This is a genomic window from Variovorax boronicumulans (genome assembly GCF_029892485.1).
GTDB lineage: Bacteria > Pseudomonadota > Gammaproteobacteria > Burkholderiales > Burkholderiaceae_C > Variovorax > Variovorax boronicumulans_B.
The window spans coordinates 631,974-654,197 of sequence record NZ_JARXVG010000001.1 but is presented as its reverse complement, the minus strand read 5'-3'; the positions used below and the strand labels follow the sequence as shown (position 1 = coordinate 654,197).

22 protein-coding genes are annotated in these 22,224 nt (G+C 69.7%); 13 read left to right on the top strand and 9 right to left on the bottom strand.

Annotated features, from left to right (window positions below):
* Nucleotides 1-34: 34 nt before the first annotated feature.
* From M2282_RS03155 to M2282_RS03145, 3 genes are read right to left on the bottom strand one after another with little or no spacing between them, the layout of a single operon-like run.
* Nucleotides 35-202 (bottom strand): DUF2474 domain-containing protein, encoded by a 168-nt coding sequence (locus tag M2282_RS03155; protein ID WP_348541721.1) that lies wholly within the window; start codon nt 200-202, stop codon nt 35-37.
* Nucleotides 183-1,190, bottom strand: coding sequence for a cytochrome d ubiquinol oxidase subunit II (cydB, locus tag M2282_RS03150; protein ID WP_280807324.1), 1,008 nt, complete (start codon nt 1,188-1,190; stop codon nt 183-185). Before cydB ends, M2282_RS03155 begins: the two co-directional genes overlap by 20 nt.
* Nucleotides 1,180-2,625 (bottom strand): cytochrome ubiquinol oxidase subunit I, encoded by a 1,446-nt coding sequence (locus M2282_RS03145; protein WP_280807323.1) that lies wholly within the window; start codon nt 2,623-2,625, stop codon nt 1,180-1,182. Before M2282_RS03145 ends, cydB begins: the two co-directional genes overlap by 11 nt.
* A 100-nt stretch (nt 2,626-2,725) precedes the next feature.
* Between M2282_RS03145 and M2282_RS03140 the strand changes: the two genes are divergently transcribed.
* Nucleotides 2,726-3,007, top strand: coding sequence for a hypothetical protein (locus tag M2282_RS03140; RefSeq protein ID WP_280807322.1), 282 nt, complete (start codon nt 2,726-2,728; stop codon nt 3,005-3,007).
* Nucleotides 3,008-3,159: 152 nt separating this feature from the next.
* On the opposite strand, the gene M2282_RS03135 is transcribed toward M2282_RS03140, so the two are convergent.
* Together M2282_RS03135 and rpoN are read right to left on the bottom strand one after the other, a co-directional pair.
* Entirely contained in the window at nt 3,160-5,241 is a 2,082-nt protein-coding gene (locus tag M2282_RS03135) for a hybrid sensor histidine kinase/response regulator (RefSeq protein ID WP_280807321.1), read from the bottom strand.
* Nucleotides 5,242-5,582: 341 nt separating this feature from the next.
* Nucleotides 5,583-7,046: an RNA polymerase factor sigma-54 gene (gene rpoN / locus M2282_RS03130; RefSeq protein WP_280807320.1), complete on the bottom strand. Its 1,464-nt coding sequence runs from the start codon at nt 7,044-7,046 to the stop codon at nt 5,583-5,585.
* Between the two features lie 250 nt (nt 7,047-7,296).
* On the opposite strand from rpoN, the gene M2282_RS03125 reads away from it, so the two are divergent.
* The 4 genes from M2282_RS03125 to M2282_RS03110 all read left to right on the top strand — a co-directional run bounded on the left by M2282_RS03125 (nt 7,297) and on the right by M2282_RS03110 (nt 14,960).
* Entirely contained in the window at nt 7,297-7,635 is a 339-nt protein-coding gene (locus M2282_RS03125; protein WP_280807319.1) for a histidine kinase dimerization/phospho-acceptor domain-containing protein, read from the top strand.
* Between the two features lie 93 nt (nt 7,636-7,728).
* Nucleotides 7,729-9,204 carry a sigma-54-dependent transcriptional regulator gene (locus tag M2282_RS03120; RefSeq protein WP_280807710.1) on the top strand — a complete coding sequence of 492 codons (1,476 nt, stop codon included), beginning with the start codon at nt 7,729-7,731 and terminating at the stop codon, nt 9,202-9,204.
* A complete protein-coding gene (locus M2282_RS03115; protein ID WP_280807318.1) occupies nt 9,201-13,844 on the top strand; it encodes a PAS domain S-box protein in 4,644 nt (1,547 codons plus the stop codon). Before M2282_RS03120 ends, M2282_RS03115 begins: the two co-directional genes overlap by 4 nt.
* Nucleotides 13,845-13,928: 84 nt before the next feature.
* Nucleotides 13,929-14,960: a chemotaxis protein CheB gene (locus tag M2282_RS03110; protein WP_280807317.1), complete on the top strand. Its 1,032-nt coding sequence runs from the start codon at nt 13,929-13,931 to the stop codon at nt 14,958-14,960.
* Nucleotides 14,961-14,990: 30 nt separating this feature from the next.
* On the opposite strand, the gene M2282_RS03105 is transcribed toward M2282_RS03110, so the two are convergent.
* Nucleotides 14,991-15,407 carry a hypothetical protein gene (locus M2282_RS03105; RefSeq protein ID WP_280807316.1) on the bottom strand — a complete coding sequence of 139 codons (417 nt, stop codon included), beginning with the start codon at nt 15,405-15,407 and terminating at the stop codon, nt 14,991-14,993.
* Nucleotides 15,404-16,333, bottom strand: coding sequence for a manganese catalase family protein (locus M2282_RS03100; protein ID WP_280807315.1), 930 nt, complete (start codon nt 16,331-16,333; stop codon nt 15,404-15,406). The genes M2282_RS03105 and M2282_RS03100 overlap by 4 nt, the downstream gene beginning before the upstream one ends.
* A gap of 284 nt (nt 16,334-16,617) precedes the next feature.
* Here M2282_RS03100 and M2282_RS03095 point away from each other — a divergent pair, with 284 nt between their 5' ends.
* The 5 genes from M2282_RS03095 (at nt 16,618) to M2282_RS03075 (ending at nt 19,607) form a co-directional block, all read left to right on the top strand.
* Nucleotides 16,618-17,124, top strand: a complete 507-nt coding sequence (locus M2282_RS03095) for a CinA family protein (protein WP_280807314.1) — start codon at nt 16,618-16,620, stop codon at nt 17,122-17,124.
* A complete protein-coding gene (nadE, locus tag M2282_RS03090) occupies nt 17,121-17,966 on the top strand; it encodes an ammonia-dependent NAD(+) synthetase (RefSeq protein WP_280807313.1) in 846 nt (281 codons plus the stop codon). Before M2282_RS03095 ends, nadE begins: the two co-directional genes overlap by 4 nt.
* Nucleotides 17,967-18,006: 40 nt before the next feature.
* Complete coding sequence (locus tag M2282_RS03085) at nt 18,007-18,378, top strand: TraR/DksA family transcriptional regulator (protein ID WP_280807312.1); 372 nt, start codon at nt 18,007-18,009, stop codon at nt 18,376-18,378.
* The gene (locus M2282_RS03080; RefSeq protein WP_280807311.1) at nt 18,375-19,334 is read left to right on the top strand and encodes an NAD(P)/FAD-dependent oxidoreductase; all 960 of its coding nucleotides are present in this window, start codon (nt 18,375-18,377) and stop codon (nt 19,332-19,334) included. Before M2282_RS03085 ends, M2282_RS03080 begins: the two co-directional genes overlap by 4 nt.
* Nucleotides 19,335-19,400: 66 nt before the next feature.
* Nucleotides 19,401-19,607: a KGG domain-containing protein gene (locus M2282_RS03075; protein WP_432422861.1), complete on the top strand. Its 207-nt coding sequence runs from the start codon at nt 19,401-19,403 to the stop codon at nt 19,605-19,607.
* Nucleotides 19,608-19,624: 17 nt separating this feature from the next.
* On the opposite strand, the gene M2282_RS03070 is transcribed toward M2282_RS03075, so the two are convergent.
* Nucleotides 19,625-20,203: a hypothetical protein gene (locus M2282_RS03070; protein WP_280807310.1), complete on the bottom strand. Its 579-nt coding sequence runs from the start codon at nt 20,201-20,203 to the stop codon at nt 19,625-19,627.
* Nucleotides 20,204-20,471: 268 nt separating this feature from the next.
* Between M2282_RS03070 and M2282_RS03065 the strand changes: the two genes are divergently transcribed.
* Genes M2282_RS03065 through M2282_RS03055 form a run of 3 tightly spaced genes read left to right on the top strand, consistent with a single transcriptional unit; the run spans nt 20,472 to nt 21,495 of the window.
* On the top strand, nt 20,472-20,966 hold the full coding sequence (locus M2282_RS03065; protein ID WP_280807309.1) for a ferritin-like domain-containing protein: 495 nt from the start codon (nt 20,472-20,474) through the stop codon (nt 20,964-20,966).
* Between the two features lie 14 nt (nt 20,967-20,980).
* Nucleotides 20,981-21,181, top strand: coding sequence for a hypothetical protein (locus tag M2282_RS03060; protein ID WP_280807308.1), 201 nt, complete (start codon nt 20,981-20,983; stop codon nt 21,179-21,181).
* Nucleotides 21,182-21,225: 44 nt separating this feature from the next.
* On the top strand, nt 21,226-21,495 hold the full coding sequence (locus M2282_RS03055; RefSeq protein WP_280807307.1) for a hypothetical protein: 270 nt from the start codon (nt 21,226-21,228) through the stop codon (nt 21,493-21,495).
* A gap of 42 nt (nt 21,496-21,537) precedes the next feature.
* On the opposite strand, the gene M2282_RS03050 is transcribed toward M2282_RS03055, so the two are convergent.
* Nucleotides 21,538-22,176 (bottom strand): Coenzyme F420 hydrogenase/dehydrogenase, beta subunit C-terminal domain, encoded by a 639-nt coding sequence (locus tag M2282_RS03050; protein ID WP_280807306.1) that lies wholly within the window; start codon nt 22,174-22,176, stop codon nt 21,538-21,540.
* Nucleotides 22,177-22,224: the final 48 nt, after the last annotated feature.

Here is a 22,224-nt window from a genome sequence, read left to right as displayed (position 1 = left end):
CATTGAGGTGAGGTGCGGTGCGGCTGCGTGGCCGCTAGCGGGAGAGGCCGGCCGCGCCCATGGCGAACCGGAACACCGCCGCCAGCAGGAAGAGCGCCGTCACGCTCGCCAGCCAGATGGCCACCAGCCAGCCGATGCGCCGCAGCCACTTGCGCAGCTTGCCCGGCTCGCCCTGTGCGCTGCTAGTGGTAGCCGTCGCCATGCCGCACCTTGCCGCGGAAGACCCAGTAGCTCCAGGCCGTGTACATGAGGATCACCGGAATGATCAGCAGCGCACCCACGAGCGCAAAGCCCAGGCTCTGCGCCGGCCCTGCGGCCTGCCAGATCGAGATGTCGGGCGGAATCACATTCGGCCAGAGGCTGATGCCCAGGCCCGTGTAGCCGAGGAACAGGAGCGCGAGCGTCAGCACGAACGGCGCGCCATGTCCCTGGCCGCGCAACTCGTGCAGCAGCCGCCACACGACCACGCACACCAGCAGCGGCACCGGCGCGAAGTACAGCAGGTTGGGCCACGAGAACCAGCGCGCGGCAATGGCCGGATGCGCGAGCGGCGTCCATACGCTCAGCATCGCGATGACGGCGAGCATCGTCCACACCAGCGGCCGTGCGAGCCTGCGCATGCGCGCCTGCAGCGCACCTTCGGTCTTCATGAAGAGCCAGGTGGCGCCCAGCAGCGCGTAGGCGGCAACCAGCGCGAACCCGGTGAACACCGAGAACGGCGTCACCCAGTCGAACGGTCCGCCCGAGAAATTGCCGTCGACCACCTTCAGCCCGTTCAGAAAGGCGCCCAGGGTCACGCCCTGGAAGAAGGTCGCGGTGAACGAGCCGCCGATGAACGCGGCATCCCACCAGCGGCGCTTGCCCGCGCGCGCCTTGAAGCGGAATTCGAATGCCACCCCGCGAAACACCAGCCCCACGAGCATGAGGATCAGCGGCAGGTAGAACGCGCTGAGGATCACCGCATAGGCCAGCGGAAAGGCGGCCAGCAGGCCCGCGCCGCCGAGCACCAGCCAGGTCTCGTTGCCGTCCCATACAGGCGCGACGGTGTTCATCATCACGTCGCGGTCTTCCTTGGCGGGAACCAGCGGAAACAGGATGCCGATGCCCAGGTCGAAGCCGTCCATCACCACGTACATCATGATCCCGAACAGGATGATCACGGCCCAGATCAGGGGAAGGTCAATGCCCATGGCGAGCCTCCGGTGCGGCAAGGTCGCCTTCGGCATCCATGCCTTCGCGCGCCGCCGACAGCGGGCGCATCGGATGGCGCGGTTCTCCCGGATCGCCATGCACCGGCGGTTCGCGGTCGTCGTCGGCCGGCCCCTTGGCGATCAGCCGAAGCCCGTAGGCCGTGCCGGCGCCGAACACCGCCAGGTACACCACCACGAAGAGGCCGAGCGTGAAGCCCACCTGCGATGCGGAATGCTGCGGCGACACCGCATCGGCCGTGCGCATGAGCCCGTAGACGACCCAGGGCTGCCGGCCGATCTCCGTCGTGTACCAGCCCGCCAGGATGGCCACCAGCCCGGCCGGCGACAGCGCCACCGCAAAGCGCAGGAACAGCCGCTGCGAGAACAGGCGCTGGCCGCGGCGCAGCCACAGCCCCCAGAAGGCCAGCGCGATCATCAGCACGCCGAGCCCGACCATGGCGCGGAAGGTCCAGAACACGATGGTCGAGTTGGGGCGGTCGGCGGGCGGAAAGTCCTTGAGCGCAGGTATCTGGCCGTCCCAGCTGTGCGCAAGCAGCAGGCTGCCCGCGCGCGGAATCTCGATGGCATAGCGCGTCACCTCGGCCTGCATGTCGGGCCAGCCGAACAGGATGAGCGGCACGCCTTCGCCCTCGGGCGTGCGCTCCCAGTGGCCTTCGATGGCAGCCAGCTTGGCCGGTTGGTGCTCCAGCGTGTTGAGCCCGTGCTGGTCGCCGATGAGGGCCTGGATCGGCGCGGCCGCCAGCAGCATCCACAGCGCCATCGAGAACATGGTGCGCACGCGCGTGTTGTCGCGCCCGCGCAGCAGATGCCACGCCGCGGCGCCGCCCACCATCAGCGCGGTCGCGATGTACGCGGCCACCACGGTGTGCGCGAGCCGGTACGGAAACGACGGGTTGAAGATCACGCGCAGCCAGTCGACCGGCACCACGCGGCCGTCGATGATCTCGTGCCCTTGCGGCGTCTGCATCCAGCTGTTGGAGGCGAGGATCCAGGTCGCAGAGATGAGCGTTCCCACCGCCACCGCGAGCGTGGAGACAAAGTGCAGGCCGGGCCCGACCCGGTCGCGCCCGAAGAGCATCACGCCAAGGAAGCCCGCTTCCAGGAAGAACGCGGTCAGCACCTCGTAGGCCAGCAGCGGCCCGGTCACGCCGCCGGCAAAGCGCGAGAAGTTGCTCCAGTTGGTGCCGAACTGGTAGGCCATGACCAGGCCCGACACCACGCCCATCCCGAAGGCCACCGCGAACACCTTGATCCAGAACTGGTAGAGGTCGATGTAGACCTTGCGCCCGGTGCGCAGCCACAGCCCCTCGAGCACCGCCAGGTAGCTTGCCAGCCCGATGGTGAGCGCCGGAAAGATGATGTGGAACGAGATCGTGAAGCCGAACTGGATGCGGGCGAGTGTGAGGGAGTCCATGTCAGGGCCGATCGATGGAAGCATTCGACATCAGTTCGCTCGCGTTGGGAATAGGACGGATTGCCTCACGGGCCGTGCACCAACCGGCAGCGCCATTGCCATGTTCTTGAAAATTCAAACCGGGATCCGCAAAATCGGTACCGAGGCCCTTGCGCCTCCAGACGTCTTGAAGAAAGGAGTGACCATGTCTGCATCATTTCGCGCGTCGCCGTCGACAACCCGGCAGCGGCCTGGCAAGACCGAAAAAGGACGCGGCCTCATCCTGGGCGAGAAACAGATCGAGGCCTATCTCGCCGCCCGCGATGTAGTGCGCCGCCTGCGAACAGCATCTTTCGCAAGCCATGCCGCAGATGCCGGCAACCGGCCGAAACCGCAGGCCTGAGCCAGGTCCCGCAAGGCTTGCGTGGACGCTGCCGCCGCTGCGGATTCCCCATGCGAATGCCGCGGGCAATCACCGAGTCGCCGCTTTTTGCGATGCCATGCCGATGAGCGCTGGCGACGAAGCCGTCGCCAGCTCGCGGTAGCGGCCCGAGCCTATGGCTGCTGCGGCATCGCGGAGCCGGAGCCGGCATGCGCGTCGGGTGAAGGAGGCAGGTCGCCGCCGCTGCCGTTCTCGCCCGTCCAGGTGCTCCTCTTCTGGATGAGCGCCAGGAGTTCCTCCGGGTCGAAGGGCTTGATGAGGTGCGCATCGAAGCCCGCCGTGCGGGCGCGCATCTTGTCCGTCTCCTGTCCCCAGCCCGTGGCTGCCAACAGGAATGCCGTCTTGCCCCAGGGCGTCTCCCGCACCGCCTTCGCCACCTCGTAGCCGGTGAGCTTGGGCATGCCGATGTCCAGGATGAGGATGGACGGCTGGACGGCGTGCGCGACGGCCAGCGCCTGCTCGCCATCGGTGGCGATGTCGACGCGATGGCCTTCCATCCGCAGCAACTCGGCCAGCAGGTTGACTGCGCTCACGTTGTCGTCGGCGATCACGATGCTCATCGGAGCGGCGGGAGAAGGAGCGGCGAGCGGTACGCCGCCCTCCGCGGCCCCGGCCGCCGCCGCGCCGCGCGGCAGCTGCATCACGAAGCGGCTGCCCTGGCCCAGGCCCTCGCTCTCGGCCACGATGCGTCCGCCGTGTGCCGTGACGATCGCGCGGGCCAGCGCCAGGCCGATGCCGAGCCCACCCTCTGGCCGGTGCAGCACCGTGTCTTCCTGCGAGAACATCTCGAAGATCCGCTCCAGCGAGCCCGGCTTCAGGCCCATGCCGTTGTCGCTGACGACGAATTCGCAAAAGCCATCGCCACCGGTGCCGGTGATCGCGATCTGTCCGCCCACCGGCGTGTACTTGGCCGCGTTGGTCAGCAGGTTGGACAGGACCTGTGCGAGCCGCACCGGATCGGCCTCGAGCGTGAGCCGCTCGTCCACCTTCACCGTCGTCTTGTGCTTTCGGCTGCGCAGCAGCGGCCCGGCGTTCTGCAGTGCGAGCTCGACCACCGCGCGCGCCTCGACCCATTCCTTCTTCATGTTCAGCCGGCCGCTCTTGATGCGGCTGGTGTCCAGCAGATCGTCGAGCAGCCGCGACATCTGGTTGACCTGCGAGCGGATCAGGTCGGCGGTCCGGTGGGTCGCGGCATCCGGCGCGCGCTTGAGCAGTTGCGCGGCCAGGCCGATGGGTGCGAGCGGATTGCGCAGCTCGTGCGCGAGCACCGCCAGGAATTCGTCCTTGCGCTGGTCGGCCTCCTGCAGTTCCAGCGCTTGGCTGCGCAGGTCCTGCTCCATCCGCTTTCGCACCGACGATTCCTGCAGCACGCCCAGCATGCCCACCACGCGGCCCGCGTCGTCGGTCTGCGGCGTGCCCCACACCGACAGCCAGCGCGGTGGCTCGGTGCCGGCGAGCCGGTATTCCTCCTTGTAGGTGCGGCCGCTCTCCACGCTGGAGGCAACCGCCTGCAGGGTGCGCTCACGGTCGTCCTCGTGGATCAGCAGCGAAAGCTCCCCCCAGGGGAGCGGCTGCTCGCCAATTCCGAAGAGCGCCGCCGCGCGCGCCGACAGGGTGACCAGGTCGGTGGTGGCGTCCCAGCTCCAGTCGCCGAGCTGGCCCGCGGCCAGCGCGATGCTCAACCGCTCGTTGGTGAGCCGCAGCGCGTGCTGGGCGCGCGTTCGCTGCAGGCTTTCCCAGCACCGGCTGCCCACCATCTGCACCAGCTCGACCTCGCGCGCCTGCCACTGCCGCGGCACATGCTGGTGCACGGCCATGGCAGCCACGAAGCGGCCGTCCTTGTGCAGCGGAATGCAGATGACGGCCTGGATGCTCGTGAGCCGGTAGGCCGCCAGGTCCATGTCCGCCGCGCGCGGGTCGGTGTCGATGTCGTGAACCACATAGGGCTGGTTGCCGCGCATCAGCCGCAGGCAATCGGCGCCGAACTGCGAGAACGAATACTGGCCGACGATGGAGTGCACGCCCTGGCTGTAGTCGCCGGTCAGCGTGAAGCGGTCTTCGTCGGCATGGACTTCGGCGTAGGCGCAGCGGTTGACGCCCATGTGCTGCCCCAGCAGCCGGGCCGTGACCTGCATCACTTCGGCCGGATCGCTCAGCGGTTGCGTGGTCTGCGCCAGGCTGTCGAGAAACGCCACGTGATCGTGCAACGGCAAGGCCGCATCGCTTCGGTCGGTTTGCGTTGGCGGAAGTGCATCAGGAGTCAAGGCTTGACCTCGGCGGTGGACGGAAAACACTGTCGGGCAGTCCGCCCCATGGATGAGTCGGCGAACTTTGACGGCGAATAATGCCACTCCCTGTAAGAAATAATCGCCCGCCGAAGGCAGCCGGTTCCCTCTGCCGGCGTGCGCACCGGGCCCGCCGGTACCTTCGAGGATCGACGCGCGCTCGCATCGTTCGCCGACGCCGCATGCGGCAGATGCGGCGAGGTGTCCGTCGATGCCACCTGTGCAATGCACCGCCATGTTCGGGGCGGCTTTCAGGCGGTCGCGGACTGGCCACCCCCGGCGCCCCGGGCGCGGCGGCGCTCCACCGGATCGATCTCCATCGTCTGGCGGTATTTGGTGATGGTGCGGCGCGCGATGTGAAACCCCTGCTGCGCCAGTTGCCGCGCCAGCGCCGCGTCGCTCAGCGGCGCCGTCGGCGACTCGATCGAGATGAGCTCGCGGATCAGCTGCTGCATCGCCACCGGCGCGCTCGCGCCGCCGGCCGTGTGCTGCAGTCCGCGCGAGAAGAAGTACTGCAACTCGAACACGCCCGCGGGCGTGGCCATGTACTTGTTGTGCACCGTGCGCGACACGGTGGACGGATGCACGCCCACCTCGTCGGCGATCTCCTTGAGTCCGAGCGGCTTCATCGCGAGCGGGCCGTGTTCCAGGAACATCCGCTGGCGCGCGACGATGGCGCGCGCCACTTCCAGGATGGTGGAGGCGCGCTGCGCGACGGTGCCGACCATCCAGCGGGCTTGGTCCAGGTAGGTCTTGAGCGCGCCGGCCTGCTGGCCGCGCTGCGCGTCGAGCAGGCGCGCGCAGTCGTTGTTCAGCTTCACGCGCGGCACCGCATGGGCATTGAGCGTGGTGCGCCATGCGCCGCGCACCTTCTTCACCGACACGTCGGCCATGACGATGCGCGAGCCGGTCTCGCCATGGCGCCAGCCCGGTCGCGGGTTCAGCCGCCGGATGCCGGCCGCCGCGCGCTGCACCTCGGCCGCCGAAGCGCCGAGCGCGCGTGCGATACCGCCGTAGTCCTGCGCGGCGAGCAGGTCGATGTGCGCCTCGAGAATGCGGCGCGCGAGCGTGCGCAGCTCGGGCTGCGCAATGGCATCGAGCTGCAGGCACAGGCACTCGGGCACGCTGCGCGCGCCCACGCCGGGCGGCTCGAGCGCCTGCACGCGCAGCAGCGCGGTCCGCAGTTCGGGTTCGGCCGGGCCCGGGTCTTCGCCGACCGCGAGGGCGATGTCCTCCAGCGAGATGCGCAGGTAGCCGTCGTCGTCCAGGGCCTCGACGATGGCGCAGGCGAAGGCACGCTCGCGGTCGGTCAGGCGCAGCACGCCGAGCTGCGCGTGCAGATGCGCGCGCAGCGAATCGGGCAGCGCCACGCGCTGCATCAGGTCGAAGCTCTCGTCGTGCGACAGGTGCTGCGCGCCAGCGGGCGGAGCGGCCGTGATCCGGTCGAAGGCGGCTGCTGCATCCGCATCGGCCATGGCGTCGGCATCCGCCCCGGTTTGCGATGTGCGCCCGGCCGGGTCTTCGAGCCCGCCGTCCGCGTTCGGCACCGTGGGTACCTCGTCGACTTCGAGAAAGGGATTGAGCTCGGCGGCCTCGCGCAGCGCCTGCGTGTATTCCTGCGAGGAGAGTTGCAGCAAGCGCACGGCCTGTTGCAGGCGCGGCGAGAAGACGGTGGCCTGCGTTTGGCGCGTCTGCAGGGCAAGGGAATTGCTCATGGTTCTCCGTAACGCCCCGACCCCCGGGGCATCGGTGCGCGCGCAATGGTCGTGCCAGCTGGAGATAGCGCAAATGCAGTCTGAATGAGTCCTTAAGTTCGCAGATCGACGCATGCAGCACCGCGGTCGGAATCCCTTGCTGCAAAACCTGCCGTCGGTCCGTGGGCTGACAGCGCGATGGCATTGAAGGACACTTGGATGCATGAAAAGAATCGGTATCGGCAGGCGTGCGCCGACTCGCCTTTCAGCCATGGCCGGCGTGCTCGCGGGCATCGCAGGTTTCGCGGGCGTCTGGGTCGGCGCCGTCCTGCTGCGCAAGGAAACGTCGGTGCCTGCACCTGGTCTTTCCGGCGAAGAGCGCCATGCAGAACTGCGCACGCGCATGGCGCACCAGGCACGGGAATCCCGGCAACTGGATCACGACCTGCGGGCGCCGGTTGGCGCGATGGCCGTGGCGCTGGAGCTTCTGCGCACGGCGGACGACGCGGAACTCAGGCGCGAGGCACTGGACGTGCTCGCGCGCCAGATCGCACGTATGAATACGCTGACGCAGCGACTGCACGATTTCTCACGCGGATTCAACGACTGAGCCGTCGGCCTCTCGTTCCGCGCGCACGCACGATGCGCCAAGGGATCAGGAACAGCGTGCATGACGCGCGGCAGCAACTTTTTAGGGAACGACGTGGGCCACGCATTGATCGTTGAGGACGACGAAGATTCGGCACGGATGATGTCGGCGCTGATCGCGCGAGAAGGGCATTCGGCGATGTGCGCCGGATCGATAGCCGCCGCGCGCCGCTTGATGGCGATGCAGCGCCCCGACCTGCTGCTGCTCGATCTGCACCTGCCCGATGGCGACGGCTTCGACCTCCTGGAGAACAGCGCCGATGCGCTGAGCGACACGGTGCTCGTTCTCATGACCGGCCAGGCGAGCCTGGAAACCTCGATCCGGGCGATGCGCCTGGGCGCTGCCGATTACCTGGTGAAGCCGGTCAATCCCCAGCACCTGAAGGGCTTGCTCTCGCGGATGATCGCGCCCTCGCAATTGCGCGCGGAGTTCGACGAGGTCGAGGAGCTCTGGCGCGAGACCGGCCGCTTCGGCCACCTGATCGGACGCGCGCAGGGCATGCAGCGGGTGTACCGGCAGATCACGCGCGTGGCGCGCACCTCGGTCACCGTGTTCATCCAGGGCGAGAGCGGCACGGGCAAGGAGCTGGTGGCGCGCGCGGTGCACGACATGAGCCGCCGGCGGGACCAGCCCTTTCTGGCGGTGAACTGCGGTGCGCTGTCGCCCAACCTCATCGAGAGCGAGATCTTCGGCCACGAGCGCGGCAGCTTCACCGGCGCTGAGCGCCAGCACCAGGGCTTCTTCGAGCGCGCGCACGGCGGCACCCTGTTCCTGGACGAGGTGACCGAGATGCCGCTGGAGCTGCAGGTGAAGCTGCTGCGGGTGCTGGAGACCGGCACCTTCATGCGCGTGGGCTCCACGCAGGTGCAGCAGACCGATGTGCGCGTGATCGCCGCGACCAACCGGGATGCCGCGGCCGCCGTGGCCGGCGGCCGCATGCGCGAAGACCTGCTCTACCGGCTGAATGTGTTCCCGATCGCGTTGCCGCCGCTGCGCGAGCGCGGCGAAGACGTGGCGCTGATCGCCACCCAGTTCCTGCAGGAGCTGGGGCGTGAGGAGGGCCAGGCCAAGCATTTCAGCAGCGCTGCGCTCGAACGGCTGTCGGCGTGGCGATGGCCTGGCAACGTGCGCGAACTGCGCAACGTGGTCCAGCGTGCATGGGTCATGGCGACGGGTTCCGTCATCGACGAGGAATGGCTGCCCGCGGATGAAGTGGCGCAGGCGCGCGGTGCGCCTGAGGCCGCGCAATTCGCGCAGGTGCCGCCATCGCTGCAGGAGAGCCGGAGCGCGCCCCCGCACGCGGCACTTTCGCCGGGCTACCCGGCGCTTTCGCGGGACAGCGCACCGGCGCCGCTGGAAGCGGGCGACAACCAGATCCTCGTGGAAGTGGGAACGCAGCTGGCGGACGTCGAGCGGCAACTGATCCTCGCCACCTACGAGCGCTGCGGCCGCCACAAGGAGCGCACCGCGGCGCTGCTGGGCATCAGCATGAAGACCCTCTACAACCGGCTCAAGGAGTACCGGCAGTGACACCCGACCGGGCCGAAGAAGACGCGGCCGGTCAGGACGACGACGCCATCCCGTCGCGCGGCTACGGGCTGCTGCCGGTCGTCGGGCTGGGTGCGTCCGAAGGTGGCGTCCAGGCGCTGTACGCGTTCTTCGAGGGTGCCGGAACGGGCGGCGGAATGGCTTTCGTGGTGGTGCTCAACCAGCCCGGCACGAGTGCCGATGCGCTCGCGCAGCTCTTGCGGCGTTCGACGTCGATGCCCGTGGTGCCGGTGGCCGGGCGCCTGCGCATGGTGCCCGACACCGTACATGTGCTGCCGCCGGGCACTTCGCCGCGCATGCGCGGCGACATCATCGAGCCGGCACCGCCGCCTTCGCGAAACGGCCGCTACCTGCCGGTCGATCTGTTCTTTCGAACGCTGGCGGATACCCACGGGCCCCATGCGATGGCCGTGGTGCTCTCGGGCCCGAGCGACGATGGCGTGATCGGCATCAAGCGCGTGAAGGAGCGTGGCGGGCTGACCATCGCGCAGGATCCGCAAGAGGCGCAACAGGCCGACATGCCGCAGGCGGCCATCGCCACCGGCATGATCGACTGGGTGCTCCCCGCGCGGGAAATAGGCGCGCGCATCGGCGCCTACTTCCACATCGAGGGGCAGTTGCATCTGCCGCCAGAGCAGGCGCCGCCCCAGCACGAAGAGCCTGCACCGGCAGAGAACGCCGAAGAAACCGCCTATCGCGAGGTGCTGGGCTTCGTGCGCAGCCGCACCGGACGCGATTTCGAGGACTACAAGCGCGCCACCGTGCTGCGGCGCCTGGGCCGGCGCATGCAGGTCAACGGGGTGAGCGACCTGCAGGCCTACCTGGATTGCCTGCGCACCCGGCCCGGCGAGGCCGGCGCGCTGGTGAGCGACATGCTGATCAGCGTGACCAACTTCTTTCGCGATGCCGACTGCTTCGCCGCGCTGGAAGCGATGGTGCCCGAGCTCTTCCGCCACAAGGGCCCGGGCGACACGCTGCGCGTGTGGGTGGTGGCTTGCGCCACCGGCGAGGAGGCGTACTCCATCGCGATGCTGCTGACCGAGCATGCGCGCACGCTGCCCGAGCCGCCCGCCATCCAGATCTTCGCGACCGACCTGGACGAGGACGCGGTGCGCATCGCGCGCGAGGGCGTCTATCCGGCGGCGGCGGAGGCCGACCTCTCCGAGGAGCGGCTGCGCCAGTTCTTCGTGCGCGAGCCGCGCGGCCTGCGCGTGCGCCGCGAATTGCGCGAGAAGGTGCTCTTCGCGGTGCACGACGTGCTGCGCGATTCGCCGTTCTCGCGGGTGGACCTGGCGAGTTGCCGCAACCTGCTCATCTACCTGAACCGGCAGGCGCAGGCGCGCTTGCTCAAGACGCTTCATTTCTCGCTCAGGCCGGGCGCGCTGCTGTTCCTGGGGACCTCGGAGACCGTCGACGCGCGCAGCGCATTGTTCGCCGCGAGCGACGAGCGCAGCCGCTTATTCATGGCGCTCCAGGTGCCGCGCTCGGACGCGCGCCCGCCGGCCCGAAACGCGGCGCCGGCGGGCGCGTTCGATGCGCGGCATTCGCTCTCGGTGATCCCGGCCGCGGCCATTGCGCCGCCGCTCGCGCAGGCCACGCTGCTGCCGGCGCAGGCCGACAGGCGGGTGATGACCTGGGCCGAGATGCACATGAAGATCGTCGACCTGCTCGCGCCGCCTTCGATCCTGGTGGACGCCAGCAACGAGATGCTGCACATCTCCACCGCGGCCACCCGCTTCCTGTATTTCAGCGGCGGAGAGCCCTCGCGCAACGTGCTGCGCGCCGTCGTGCCGGACCTGAAGGCCGAGCTGCAGACAGCGCTCTATCACGCGGGCGAGCGGCAGACGCTCGTGGAAGTGGCCCCGGTGCGTGTGCGCCTGGGCGACGGCGAGGTGGACGTGTCGATCAGCGTGCAGCCGGTGGATGGATTCGGCAAGAGCTTCCTGGTGCAGCTGCGCAAGGCGCAGGCCGGCGGATCGGACATGCCCGCGGGCGGGGAAGCGCAGGGCGCGGGCCTGGCGGCTGCAGCTGCGCCGGTGCCGCGCCTGGAGCCCGAGCCGATCGCGCGGCACCTGGAGCGCGAGGTCGACCGCTTGAAGACGCGCCTGCGCGAAACCGTGGAGCAGTACGAAGTCTCGACCGAGGAGCTCAAGGCGAGCAATGAGGAACTGCACGCGATGAACGAGGAGCTCCAGTCGGCCACCGAGGAACTGGAGACCAGCCGCGAAGAGCTGCAGTCGATCAACGAGGAACTCAATACCGTCAACCAGGAGCTCAACCACAAGGTCGACGACCTCGGCCAGGCCAACAGCGACATGTTGAACCTGATGGACGCGACCGCGATCGCGACCGTGTTCCTGGACCGCGAATTCCGCGTGACCCGCTTCACGCCCAGCGCCGCGGCGATCTTCAACCTGATCGCCACCGACGTGGGACGACCGCTCTCGGACCTCACCACGAGGCTCGAATACGCACAGTTGACCGAAGACGCGAATGCCGTGCTGCGCACGCTGCAGCCTACCGAGCGCGAAGTGGGCGATGCCGCGGGCAACTGGTACCTTGCGCGCGCGAGGCCCTACCGCACCATCGAGGACATGATCGCCGGCGTGGTGCTCACCTTCGTCGACATCACCGAGCGCAAGACGGCGCAGGAGTCCCTGCGGCGTTCGCAGGAGCGCTACAGCGCCATCGTGAACCAGGCCTCGGTGGGCGTGGTGCAGACGCGGCTGGACGGCGAGATCACTTTCGCCAACACCTGCTACTGCGCGCTCATGGGCTATGACCAAGGCGAACTGGTGGGCCGGCGCGCGCTCGACCTCGTGCATGCGGCGGACAGCGGGGCGGTCGAGCGGCTCTTCGCCCGGCTCGCGGCCCATGGCGAGCCGTTCGAGACCGAGAGCCGCAGCGTGCGCAAGGACGGATCGATCATCTGGCTGCACAAGAGCGTGACCGTGCTGACCGAGCGCAACGGACGCCCCGACTCGGCATTGATCGTCTGCAGCAACGTGAGCGAGCGCAAGTACGCCGAAGAGGCGCTGCGCGAGAGCGAGGAGCGCATGCGCCTGATGCTGGAGAACGCGGTCGAGTACGCGATCTTCTCGCTCGACATGGAGCGCCGCGTGACCAGCTGGAACGCCGGCGCCGAGCGGCTGCTGGGGTACAGCGAGAACGAGATCCTGGGACGCCCGGCCGACGTGATCTTCACCGAGGAGGACCGTGCGGCCGATGCGCCGGGCATCGAGGCCCGCACCGCGCTCGCGGTCGGCCGCGCCGCCGACGACCGGCTGCACCAGCGCAAGGACGGCTCGCGCTTCTGGGCCAGCGGCGCGCTCATGCCCATGCACAACGGCGAGGGCACGGTGATCGGCATGGTGAAAGTGCTGCGCGACCAGAGCGAACAGCGCGCCGCGCAGGACGAGCTCGAGCAGAACCGCGGCGAGTTGCTCTCGGCCCTGCGCGCCAACGAGGCGGCGCGGCGTGCGCTGGAGACCGCCGACGCGGCCAAGGACCGCTTTCTGGCCATTCTTTCGCACGAGCTGCGCAACCCGCTCGCCTCGATCGGCAGCGCCGCGGAGTTGCTGGCGCCCGAGTCGCTCGCCACGCAGGACCAGGTGCGCGCCGCGCGCATCATCCGCCGCCAGGCCTCGGTGATGCGGGTGCTGCTGGGCGAACTGCTCGACGTGTCCAGCCTGCGCCGCGGGCAGCTCGCGCTGCGGCCGGAGCGCATCACGGCGCAGGCCATCGCCGAGGCGGCGCTGGAGGCCACGCGGCCGCTGGTGGAGCAGGGGCACCACACGCTGGTGCTGGAGATCGCCGAAGAAGAAATACCGCTCGATGCCGACCCGATCCGCCTGAGCCAGGTGCTGTCGAACCTGTTGTCGAACGCCGCCAAGTACACGCCCGCGCAAGGACGCATCGTGCTGTCGGTGCGCGCCGATGCGCGGGATGCCGTCTTCGAGGTGGCCGACAACGGCATCGGCATGGAGCCCGACACCGTCGATGCGATGTTCGAGATGTTCGCCCAGAGCGAGCGCGCGCACGACCGCGCGGCGGGCGGGCTGGGGATCGGGCTGGCGCTGGTGCGCAACATCGTCGAGCTGCACGGCGGCGCGGTGGTCGGCGAGAGCGAGGGCCTGGGGCGCGGCAGCCGCTTCACGGTGCGCATTCCGCTGGCCAAGGCGCAGTCCGCCGCCCGGCTGCCGGCACCGGTCACGGCCGAGGAACCGGTTGCCGTGCAGCGGCTGCTGCTCGCGGACGACAACGTCGATGCGCTCTGGGGCATGGCGCAGATGCTTTCCATGGCGGGCTTCACGGTGGACAGCGTGCACAACGGCGTCGATGCGCTGCGCATGGCACAGCAGCTGCGCCCCGACGCGGCGGTGCTCGACATCGGCATGCCCGGCCTGGACGGCCACGAGGTGGCCCGCCGCATCCGCGCGGAGCCATGGGGCCGCGACATGTTCCTGGTGGCCGCCACCGGCTGGGGCCAGCCCGACGACAAGGCAGCCGCGATGGCGGCGGGTTTCGACGAGCACCTGGTCAAGCCGGTGGCCGCCGCCGACCTGCAGCGCCTGCTGCGCGCGCGCCAGGCGGGCGAACGCCCGTCCTCCGGCGATGGATGAGGCCGGCGGCGGGGCGGGCATCCCGTTTGCCCTCCTTCCGTGCACGCCCCGTCGTGCCGCACTTCCACCTCGCATCACCGGCCCATGACACCCACGGACACAGCAGGAAATTCCCGTTCCCCGGCGCAGCGCGCCATCTTCATCGGCGCTTCCGCCGGCGGTGTGTTCGCGATGCTCGAACTCGCGGCGGCACTGCCGCCGGACTTTCCCCTGCCGGTCCTTTTCGTGCAGCACATCGGCGCGCACCGCAGCCAGCTCGCCATGCTGCTCAATGCCAGGGGGCCGAACCTGGCCGTGGAGGCGCAGGACGGCGACGTGCCCTCCGCCGGCACCATCCACGTCGCGCCGCCCGACCGCCACATGCTGCTCGAAGACGGCGTGATCCGCCTGACCCGCGGCCCCAAGGAACACCATGCACGCCCCGCCATCGATCCCCTGTTTCGCTCCGCCGCGCTGGAACTGGGACCGCGCGCCATCGGCGTGGTCCTCACGGGCATGCTCGACGATGGCAGCGCGGGCCTGCGCGCCATCAAGGACTGCGGCGGCACCGTCGTGGTCCAGGACCCCACGGACGCCTACGAGCCCAGCATGCCGCGCTCCGCCCTCGCGGTGGTCGAGGCCGACCACGTGGTGCCGCTCGCGGAGTTGGCGGCGGTGCTGCTGCGCATCGCCCAGGCCGGCGACGGCGAGCGCCCACCTTCCAGCCCCCCTCAGTCACTGCGCCGGGAACATGCCGTCGGCGTTGCGGGCGGTGCGATGGAAAACCTGAAGCAGATCGCCACCCCGTCGACCTTCACCTGCCCCGACTGCGGCGGCGTGCTGTTCGAACTGGACGACAAGCGGCCGGTGCGATACCGCTGCCACACCGGCCATGCCTTCAGCCTGCGCAGCCTGGCCGCCACGCAGGAGCAGGTGACCGACTCCGCGCTGTGGAGCAGCCTGCGCGCGCTGCAGGAAAAGGAAGCCATCCTGCGCCGGCTCGCGGAGGTGCAGCGCGCGAGCGATCCGGCCTCGGCCGCAGGCTGCGAAGTCGAAGCCGACCAGCTCGCGGCGGTGAGCACCGCGCTGCGCGGACTCACGCTGAAGGCACCGAGCCCGGCGAACTTCGAGGCCTGACAGGGGCGGGCCGAAGGCGCGCCATGCGCGTCACGCGTTGTCCAGGTAGCGCTCCATGCGCGCCACTTCCATCACGCGCGCCGGCTGTGCATCGACCAGCTCGATCGGCGTGCGGTGCGCGAGGGCGCAGTGCGGCCGCACGAACCATTGCACGCGCTCCCAGTCGTCGGTCCAGCCCGCCAGTTCGGCGGCCACGCGCTTCACGCCGGGTCTGAGCGACATGTCGGTGCGGTCGAACTGGAACACCGGAAACCAGAGCGCATCCCGCCAGCCGAAGAACAGCAGCTCGCGGCTCGCGATGTGGCGCGCGAGCCAGACGAAGCCGCCCGGATGCCGGGTGGTCACGCGCGCGGCGATCTCGTCGTCGCGCGCGAGGCCGCCGCTGGGCCGGCAGTCGGAGAGCAGCTCGGTGAAGCGCCCGTCCAGCGCATCGATGCCGTCGTTCACCGCAGCGGCTTGCTCTCGGCGCCCAGGCCTTCGGGGTCCAGGGCTGTGCCGGGCTGGTCGATCATGCCGAGTTCGGCGCCGGTGGTGGGATCGCCGTCGCGGTAGGACTGCGTGCGCGCGACCATCTGCTGCACCACCGGCGCCTCGGCATCGCCGAGCACCACGGTGGCCACGCCGTCGCCCCCGTCCACCGGCGCGTCGCCCTGCCCGAGCGTGCGGAAGTCCCAGCGCTCGCCCTGGTTCCAGGGGCCGCGCAGGTCGGGGTCTCCCTTGGACATGTCGAAGTACACGTTGGTGAAGCGCGGATCGCCCGGCAGCTTGCCCGGCGGGAAGTTCGGCTCGATGGCGTAGAGGGCCTTCTCGAACGATTTCTGGTGCGCGATCTCGCGCGTCATGAGGAAGGTCAGCGCGTCCTTCACGCCAGGGTCGTCAGTCAGGTTGATCAGCCGCTCGTACACGATCTTGGCGCGCGCCTCGGCGGCGATGTTCGATCGCAGGTCGGCCGTGGGCTCGCCGATGGTGTCGATGTAGGCGGCCGTCCAGGGCACGCCGGCCGAGTTGACCAGCGGCGGCCCGCCGCCGTAGAGCACCTGCGTGATGTGGCTGTCGTTGCCCGCGCCGGTGATGGTGCGGTACATCTCGCCTTCTTCCTCGACGCCTTCGGCCAGCCGGCCCTTGGCGCCCTTGTTGAGCATGCCGACGATGGTGCCGATGATCTCCAGGTGGCTCAGCTCCTCGGTGGAGATGTCGAACAGCATGTCCTTGCGGCCGGCATCGTCGTCGCCCAGCGCCTGGGTGAAATAGCGGCAGGCCGCGGCGAGTTCGCCTTGCGGCCCGCCGAACTGTTCGAGCATGAGGTTCGCAAGGCCCGGGTTGGTCTCGCTCACGCGGACGGTGTACTGGAGACGCTTGTTGTGAGAGAACATGAAAACTCCTTCGTGGTCGGTGGATGGATGGATGAATGAAAGAAAAAAGACGCGGGTGGCTCCGATGGGGTGAGTGGCCCCGGGGCCGTCGCGGCAAGCGGCATGCCGCCCATGCCCGAACACGCCTGAACACGTCCGCTGCCGCGCGCGGTGCATGCCGCGTGCGTGCGCACTCCCGGCCGGATAAGGCCGCGTCCGACACACGGCCACGGCCCGCCTTCGTAGGTTGGAGCCTTCATCCACAGCAACTCACAGGGGAATGCGGCCACGAGCCCGCGCCAGCCATGCCAACGATCGCGAGCGGCGCCGACCACCGGCGCACTGTCCAATACCTGAAAGAGCACGCACTGGTGGTGGTGACCGCCGAGTCGTGTACCGCGGGCCTCATCGCCTCGCGCCTGGCCGCCGCGCCCGGTGCGGGCGAAGTGCTCGAATGCGCCTTCGTGGTGTACGACCCCAAAGCCAAGCGGCGCTGCCTCGGCGTGCCCGCCGAAGTGCTCGAGCGCAACAACCTCACGAGCGAGCCGGTGGCGCTGGAGATGGCGCGCGGCGCACTGCGCCACAGCGACGCGGACGTGGCCGTCTCCAACACCGGCGTGGCCGACGATTCCGACCCCGACATCGCCCCGGGCACGCAGTGCTACGCATGGGTGTTCCGCGACGGCGGCGGCGCGCAGCGCGAGTTCACCGAGACGCGCGTGTTCGAGGGCGAGCGCAACGAGATCCGCGAGGCCAGCGCCGACTACGCGCTCGGCCGCATCGTTCACTACCACCAGGAAAGCCGTCGATGACAACGCAAATGCGGCAGCAGGACATCCTGCAGGAATTGCAGGTGCAGCAGGACTTCGAAGCCGAGGGCGAGCTCGAGCGCCGCATCGACTTTCTCGCGCGCTACCTGCGGGACAGCGGCCGCCTCGCCTACGTGCTGGGGATCAGTGGCGGCGTCGATTCGCTGGTGGCCGGCGCGCTGGCGCAACGCGCGGTCACGCGCCTGCGTGCGCAAGGCGGGCAGGCCACGTTCGTGGCCATGCGCCTGCCGTACGGCACGCAGCGCGATGAGGCCGAGGCGCAGCGTTGCATCGACTTCATCGCGCCCGACAAGGTGCACACGCTGGACATCCGCGCCGCCGTGGAGGCGATACGCCAGGCGCTGCGCACCGCGGGCGTGGACCTCGGCGACGCCGCCGCGGAAGATTTCCTGGCGGGCAACGTCAAGGCGCGCATGCGCATGGTGGCGCAGTACGCGGTGGCGGGTGCGACCGGCGGGCTTGTCATCGGCACCGACCATGCGGCCGAGGCGCTGATGGGCTTCTTCACCAAGCACGGCGACGGCGCGGCGGACATCCTGCCGCTCGCGGGGCTCTCGAAGCGGCGCGTGCGCTCGCTGGGCTTCGCGCTGGGCGCGCCCGCCGACCTGGTGAACAAGGTGCCGACGGCCGACCTGGAGACGCTGGCGCCGCAGCGCCCCGACGAACAGTCCTTCGGCGTCGACTACCAGACGATCGACGATTTTCTCGAAGGCCGGCCGATCGACCCGGCGGCCGAGCGGATCATCGTCAGGAACTACACGGCCAGCGCACACAAGCGCAGCCCGCCGGCGCGGCCATCCGGTCAGAAAGAAAGCAACCCATGAACCCGGCGATTCCCGACGACGAACGCGCCCACTGGGGCATGTGCTCGATGCGCGCGAAGCCGTGCTTGCGGCCGATCTGCGCACCGCCGCCGCCGAGGTGCCCGGCGGCCGCGACGAGGCCGAAAGCGACCGCGTGCGTGCGCCGGCCAGCGACAGCGTCGACATCGCGGACGAGCGGCTCCAGAACGGCCTGCGCTATGCCGAGGCCGAGCGCGACATGGCGGAGATGCGCGACATCGCCGCGGCGCGGGAGCGGCTGGCGAGCGGCGCGTTCGGCTGCTGCATCGATTGCGGCCGCGCGATTCCGCGCGCGCGGCTGGAGGTGCTACCCACCAGCGCACGCTGCATCGCATGCCAGGAACGGCACGAGCAGGACCATCCGGTGCAGGTGCGCCTGCCGCCTGACCTGTGACCGGACGGCTCGCGCAGCGCAGTTCCAACGCCACGCAAGACGCCATGTACGACGCCATCGTGGTCGGTGCCGGCCCGGCCGGGTTGCTCGCCGCCGTCTACCTCGCGCGCTTCCGGCGTTCGGTCGCGGTCATCGATGCCGGGCAGAGCCGCGTCGCGCTGATTCCCAGGTCGCACAACTATCCCGGCTTCGGCGACGGCGTCTCGGGCCTCACGGTGCTCGACATGCTGCGGGCGCAGCTCGGCCACTACGCCGTGGACCGGCTCGGCGCCTTCGTGGAGGGCGCCGAGCGGCGCGAGGACGGCTTTCACCTGCAGACCCGCACCGGCGCACTGGCGGCAAGGCAACTGCTGCTCGCCACCGGAGTGACCGACATTCCGCCGGCCATGCCGCATGTGCGCGAGGCGCTGGAGGCCGGCGTGCTGCGCTACTGCCCGGTGTGCGATGCCTACGAGGTCATCGACAAGGCGGTGGGCGTCTATGCCGACGGCGAAGCGGGCGTCGGCGAGGCGCTGTACCTGCGCCACTTCAGCGCCGACATCACGCTCTTCATGGCGCCGGGCGGCCAGGTGCTGACCCAGGCGCAGCGCCGCCGGCTGGCCGAGGCGGGCATCCGCTGGAACGAGGCGCCCGTGCATGCGGTGCGGCGCGAAGGCGTCCGTGTCGCGGCCGTGCATGAGGGCGGCACCGCGTGGTGCGACACGCTCTATTGCGCACTCGGCGTTGCCGTGCACTCGCAGATCGCGCAGGGCCTGGGCGCGACGCTGGACGGCACGGGTTATGTCCAGGTCGATGCGCACCACGCCACCGACGTGCCGGGGCTGTACGCGGCGGGCGACGTCTCTGCCGGCCTGAACCAGATTGCCGTGGCGCTGGGCGGCGCGGCCATTGCAGCCTCCGCCATGCACCGCGCGCTGCCGATGGGCACGCCGGGCACGCCGATTGCCTCCAGGTAGAAGGCGGGCCGCAACGGCCCGCGCCAGCGCCGTACGGAAATCGCGCGTACACCTGAAAGACCACACATGAGGACCTTCGACCACGACCGCCCGCGCCCCGGGCGAGGCTTTGCAGGCATGGACCCCGAGCGCCGGCGCGAGATCGCCCGGCAGGGCGGCCGCGCGGCGCACGAACTCGGCCGCGCCCACGAATTCACGCCGGAGGAGGCCCGCCAGGCACGCGCCAGGAGCCTGCGTCCGCAGGGGCTGGAGGGCATGCCGCCGCAGCCCTGACCGGGCGACGCGAAAGCTCAGTCGAAGGGAATGGCTGCGCGCAGCAGCTGCGGCTCGAACGAGCGTGCGAGCACTGCGTCGAATCCCGCGGCGCTGCTGCCGGCCGGCAGGCCTCGCGTCGGTACCGCATCCTCGATGGCGATCAGCCGGCCTTCGAAGCCGGCGCCGCGCGCCAGGTGTCCCAGGGTCCGGGCTTCGCCGGCCGAGGTCCGCAGGTCGACCACCGCGAAGTCGGGCTGCTCGCGGATCAGCGCCTCGTAGCCCGCCGCCGTGCTCACGGCCAGGTCGATGCGGTAGCCCGCATGCGACAGCAGTCCGCCCAGCCGGGCGAGCAGGCGCGCGTCGTCCGACACGACGAGCGCGCGCTCGGTCTCCTCGGTGCCGTGCCTTGCGTGGGTCATGAGCTCGGCGATGCGGTCGGTGAGCTCGTGCGCCTGGCGGGCGATGACGGCCCCCGCCTTGTGCAGGGTTTCGCGCTGCGAGTCGGCGCGCCCCAGCACTTCGGTGGCGGCGGAGATGGCCGCGAGCGCGTTTCGGGCATCGTGTACGCAGCGGTCCAGTCGGGTCGGGGTGCGGAGGGGCGATGGCTGGTTCATGGCAGATCGGGTTGAGGCAACGCGCCGGATGCATGCACGTGGTGTGCCCGCAATTGCCGCGCCTGTCCGCGGTTCGCGACCCAGGCTTGCCGCAAATTTTTCCGGCTCGGAAAAGACTTACAGCGGCCATGCAAGGCGGATGACACGCTTCGATTTCCCGCCGCGCACCATGAAAGGCAACGGGTCGCGCAAATCGATATGCAGATCGAACGATCGGGCCCGTCGCCATTCCGGCCAACCAACCCACTTGTTTGAAGGAATCAGATCCATGCCTACCTACACCAATGCCAGCAGCACCCCCGGTACCACGGTCGATACCGACGACGTGATCGACGTTCTGAACGACCTGCTGGAGAACGCGCGCGACGGCGAGTACGGCTTCAAGGCCTGCGCCGACGAGGTCGAGTCGGCGCAGCTCAAGCAGGTTTTTGGCGACCGCGCCACGCAATGCGCTTCCGCCGCCAATGAACTCGCGCAGACGATCCGCCGCCTGGGCGGCAAGGCCGACGACGGCGGCAGCGTGAGCGGCGCGATGCACCGCGGCTGGGTGCATGTGAAGGGCACGCTCGGCGCCGACAGCGCGCTCTCGATGCTCGAGGAATGCGAGCGCGGCGAAGACGCCGCGGTGGCGCGCTACCGCAAGGCGCTGAAGGCGACGCTGCCGCCGGACGTGCTCGCACTGGTGCAACGGCAGGCCGAGGGCGCCCAGCGCAACCACGACCAGATCAAGCTGCTGCGCGACCAGATGCGCAACAAGGCCTGAGCCGGGGTGCAGCCATGGCCGAAGCACCCAGGCAATCGCCCGTGAACATCGAGCAGAACCGCGCGGTCGGGCAGGACAGTCCCGCCGAGAGCAGCCACATCGGCCGCGAGGCCGACAAGAAGAAAGGCGGGCCCGGCACGCCCGACATCGGCACGAACGCCGCGCAGATCGTGCAGAACGGCGAGAAGCTGCCGCCTTCGAGGGACGGGAGCTAGCCGACGATGCTGGGCACGCCTGTGTTTCTCAGCAGGGGAAAGCGATGAACAAGGATTCGATTCGCCAGATCAAGCCCGGTGCCTTCGACGAGTCGGTCGCCGGCGAGGAAGACCCGGGCGCTTCGGTGGAACTGGCGGCCACGCCGCCGCCGGCGTCAGCGCCAGGAGAGGGCGACGAGGCCGCGCCCGGCACGCCTGGCACTGGCGAAGCCTTGTGCCCGAAGTGCGGCGGCAGCGGCCGCGGCCTCGGTGGCGCCACCTGTCCGGAATGCAGTGGAACGGGCAAGGTGACGCAGGGCATCGGCGGCGGCTGAATGCGGCTCGCAGCGCGCGGCATGTGATGCCTGCCCGGCACACTAGGTGTGCTTCGCGATCCTTGCAATCCAGGCCCCGAGCCTGCCGCGCGAATAGGCGAGGCCGTGGTACAGCGCGAGCGCGGCGCGTGCCCATCCCAGGTAGAGCCACGGCAGCCGCGCCGCACGCGAAAGCGCGAACAGCCGCCGGCTCCCGCTGCTGATGGCGGCGCGCGTGCGGTAGACCAGCTTGCGCCGCCACGGGAGCCGGGCATCCGCACGCACGCGCTTGACCGGGCGCAGTCCCGTGCGGTGCCAGCTCAGGCGATAGGCCAGCCCTTCGCGGCGTTGCCGCAGCCCCGCGGCCTGCGTGCGCGCGACGAAATCGGCATCGACCGGCGACGGCGCGAGCCGGCCGTCTTCGATCCCGCGGTCCACCAGCGCCTGCAGCGCGGCACTGCGCACGATCACCACGTTGGTGCCCCGGCCGTCCGAGGTGTAGGGCTCCAGCCACGCATCGCCGAAGGCGATGTCCGCCGTCTCGCTCACCACGTCGTCGCAGAAGTTGCATGCCTCGTTCTGGAAGAAGCCCGAACCCCAGTCGCCCTCGGCCGGATGGAACCAGTCGCGCTGCACGGTGCGGCCATCGCGGGCCGCCAGCGCGGTATTCCTCTCTGCAGCAATGCCCCTGGATGGGAGCAAAATCGTGCAGTTGTTCACAAGAGGGTTGCCGACTTGCTTGCTTGCGGC

What these genes read in the sequence shown, in the direction of transcription:
- cydB (WP_280807324.1), bottom strand. Translation starts at nt 1,190, where the DNA reads ATGGGCATTGACCTTCCCCTGATCTGGGCCGTGATCATCCTGTTCGGG.
- M2282_RS03140 (WP_280807322.1), top strand. Translation starts at nt 2,726, where the DNA reads ATGTTCTTGAAAATTCAAACCGGGATCCGCAAAATCGGTACCGAGGCC.
- M2282_RS03145 (WP_280807323.1), bottom strand. Translation starts at nt 2,625, where the DNA reads ATGGACTCCCTCACACTCGCCCGCATCCAGTTCGGCTTCACGATCTCG.
- M2282_RS03055 (WP_280807307.1), top strand. Translation starts at nt 21,226, where the DNA reads ATGAACAAGGATTCGATTCGCCAGATCAAGCCCGGTGCCTTCGACGAG.
- M2282_RS03110 (WP_280807317.1), top strand. Translation starts at nt 13,929, where the DNA reads ATGACACCCACGGACACAGCAGGAAATTCCCGTTCCCCGGCGCAGCGC.
- M2282_RS03075 (WP_432422861.1), top strand. Translation starts at nt 19,401, where the DNA reads ATGAGGACCTTCGACCACGACCGCCCGCGCCCCGGGCGAGGCTTTGCA.
- M2282_RS03155 (WP_348541721.1), bottom strand. Translation starts at nt 202, where the DNA reads ATGGCGACGGCTACCACTAGCAGCGCACAGGGCGAGCCGGGCAAGCTG.
- M2282_RS03070 (WP_280807310.1), bottom strand. Translation starts at nt 20,203, where the DNA reads ATGAACCAGCCATCGCCCCTCCGCACCCCGACCCGACTGGACCGCTGC.
- M2282_RS03060 (WP_280807308.1), top strand. Translation starts at nt 20,981, where the DNA reads ATGGCCGAAGCACCCAGGCAATCGCCCGTGAACATCGAGCAGAACCGC.
- nadE (WP_280807313.1), top strand. Translation starts at nt 17,121, where the DNA reads ATGACAACGCAAATGCGGCAGCAGGACATCCTGCAGGAATTGCAGGTG.
- M2282_RS03065 (WP_280807309.1), top strand. Translation starts at nt 20,472, where the DNA reads ATGCCTACCTACACCAATGCCAGCAGCACCCCCGGTACCACGGTCGAT.
- M2282_RS03125 (WP_280807319.1), top strand. Translation starts at nt 7,297, where the DNA reads ATGGCCGGCGTGCTCGCGGGCATCGCAGGTTTCGCGGGCGTCTGGGTC.
- rpoN (WP_280807320.1), bottom strand. Translation starts at nt 7,046, where the DNA reads ATGAGCAATTCCCTTGCCCTGCAGACGCGCCAAACGCAGGCCACCGTC.
- M2282_RS03100 (WP_280807315.1), bottom strand. Translation starts at nt 16,333, where the DNA reads ATGTTCTCTCACAACAAGCGTCTCCAGTACACCGTCCGCGTGAGCGAG.
- M2282_RS03095 (WP_280807314.1), top strand. Translation starts at nt 16,618, where the DNA reads ATGCCAACGATCGCGAGCGGCGCCGACCACCGGCGCACTGTCCAATAC.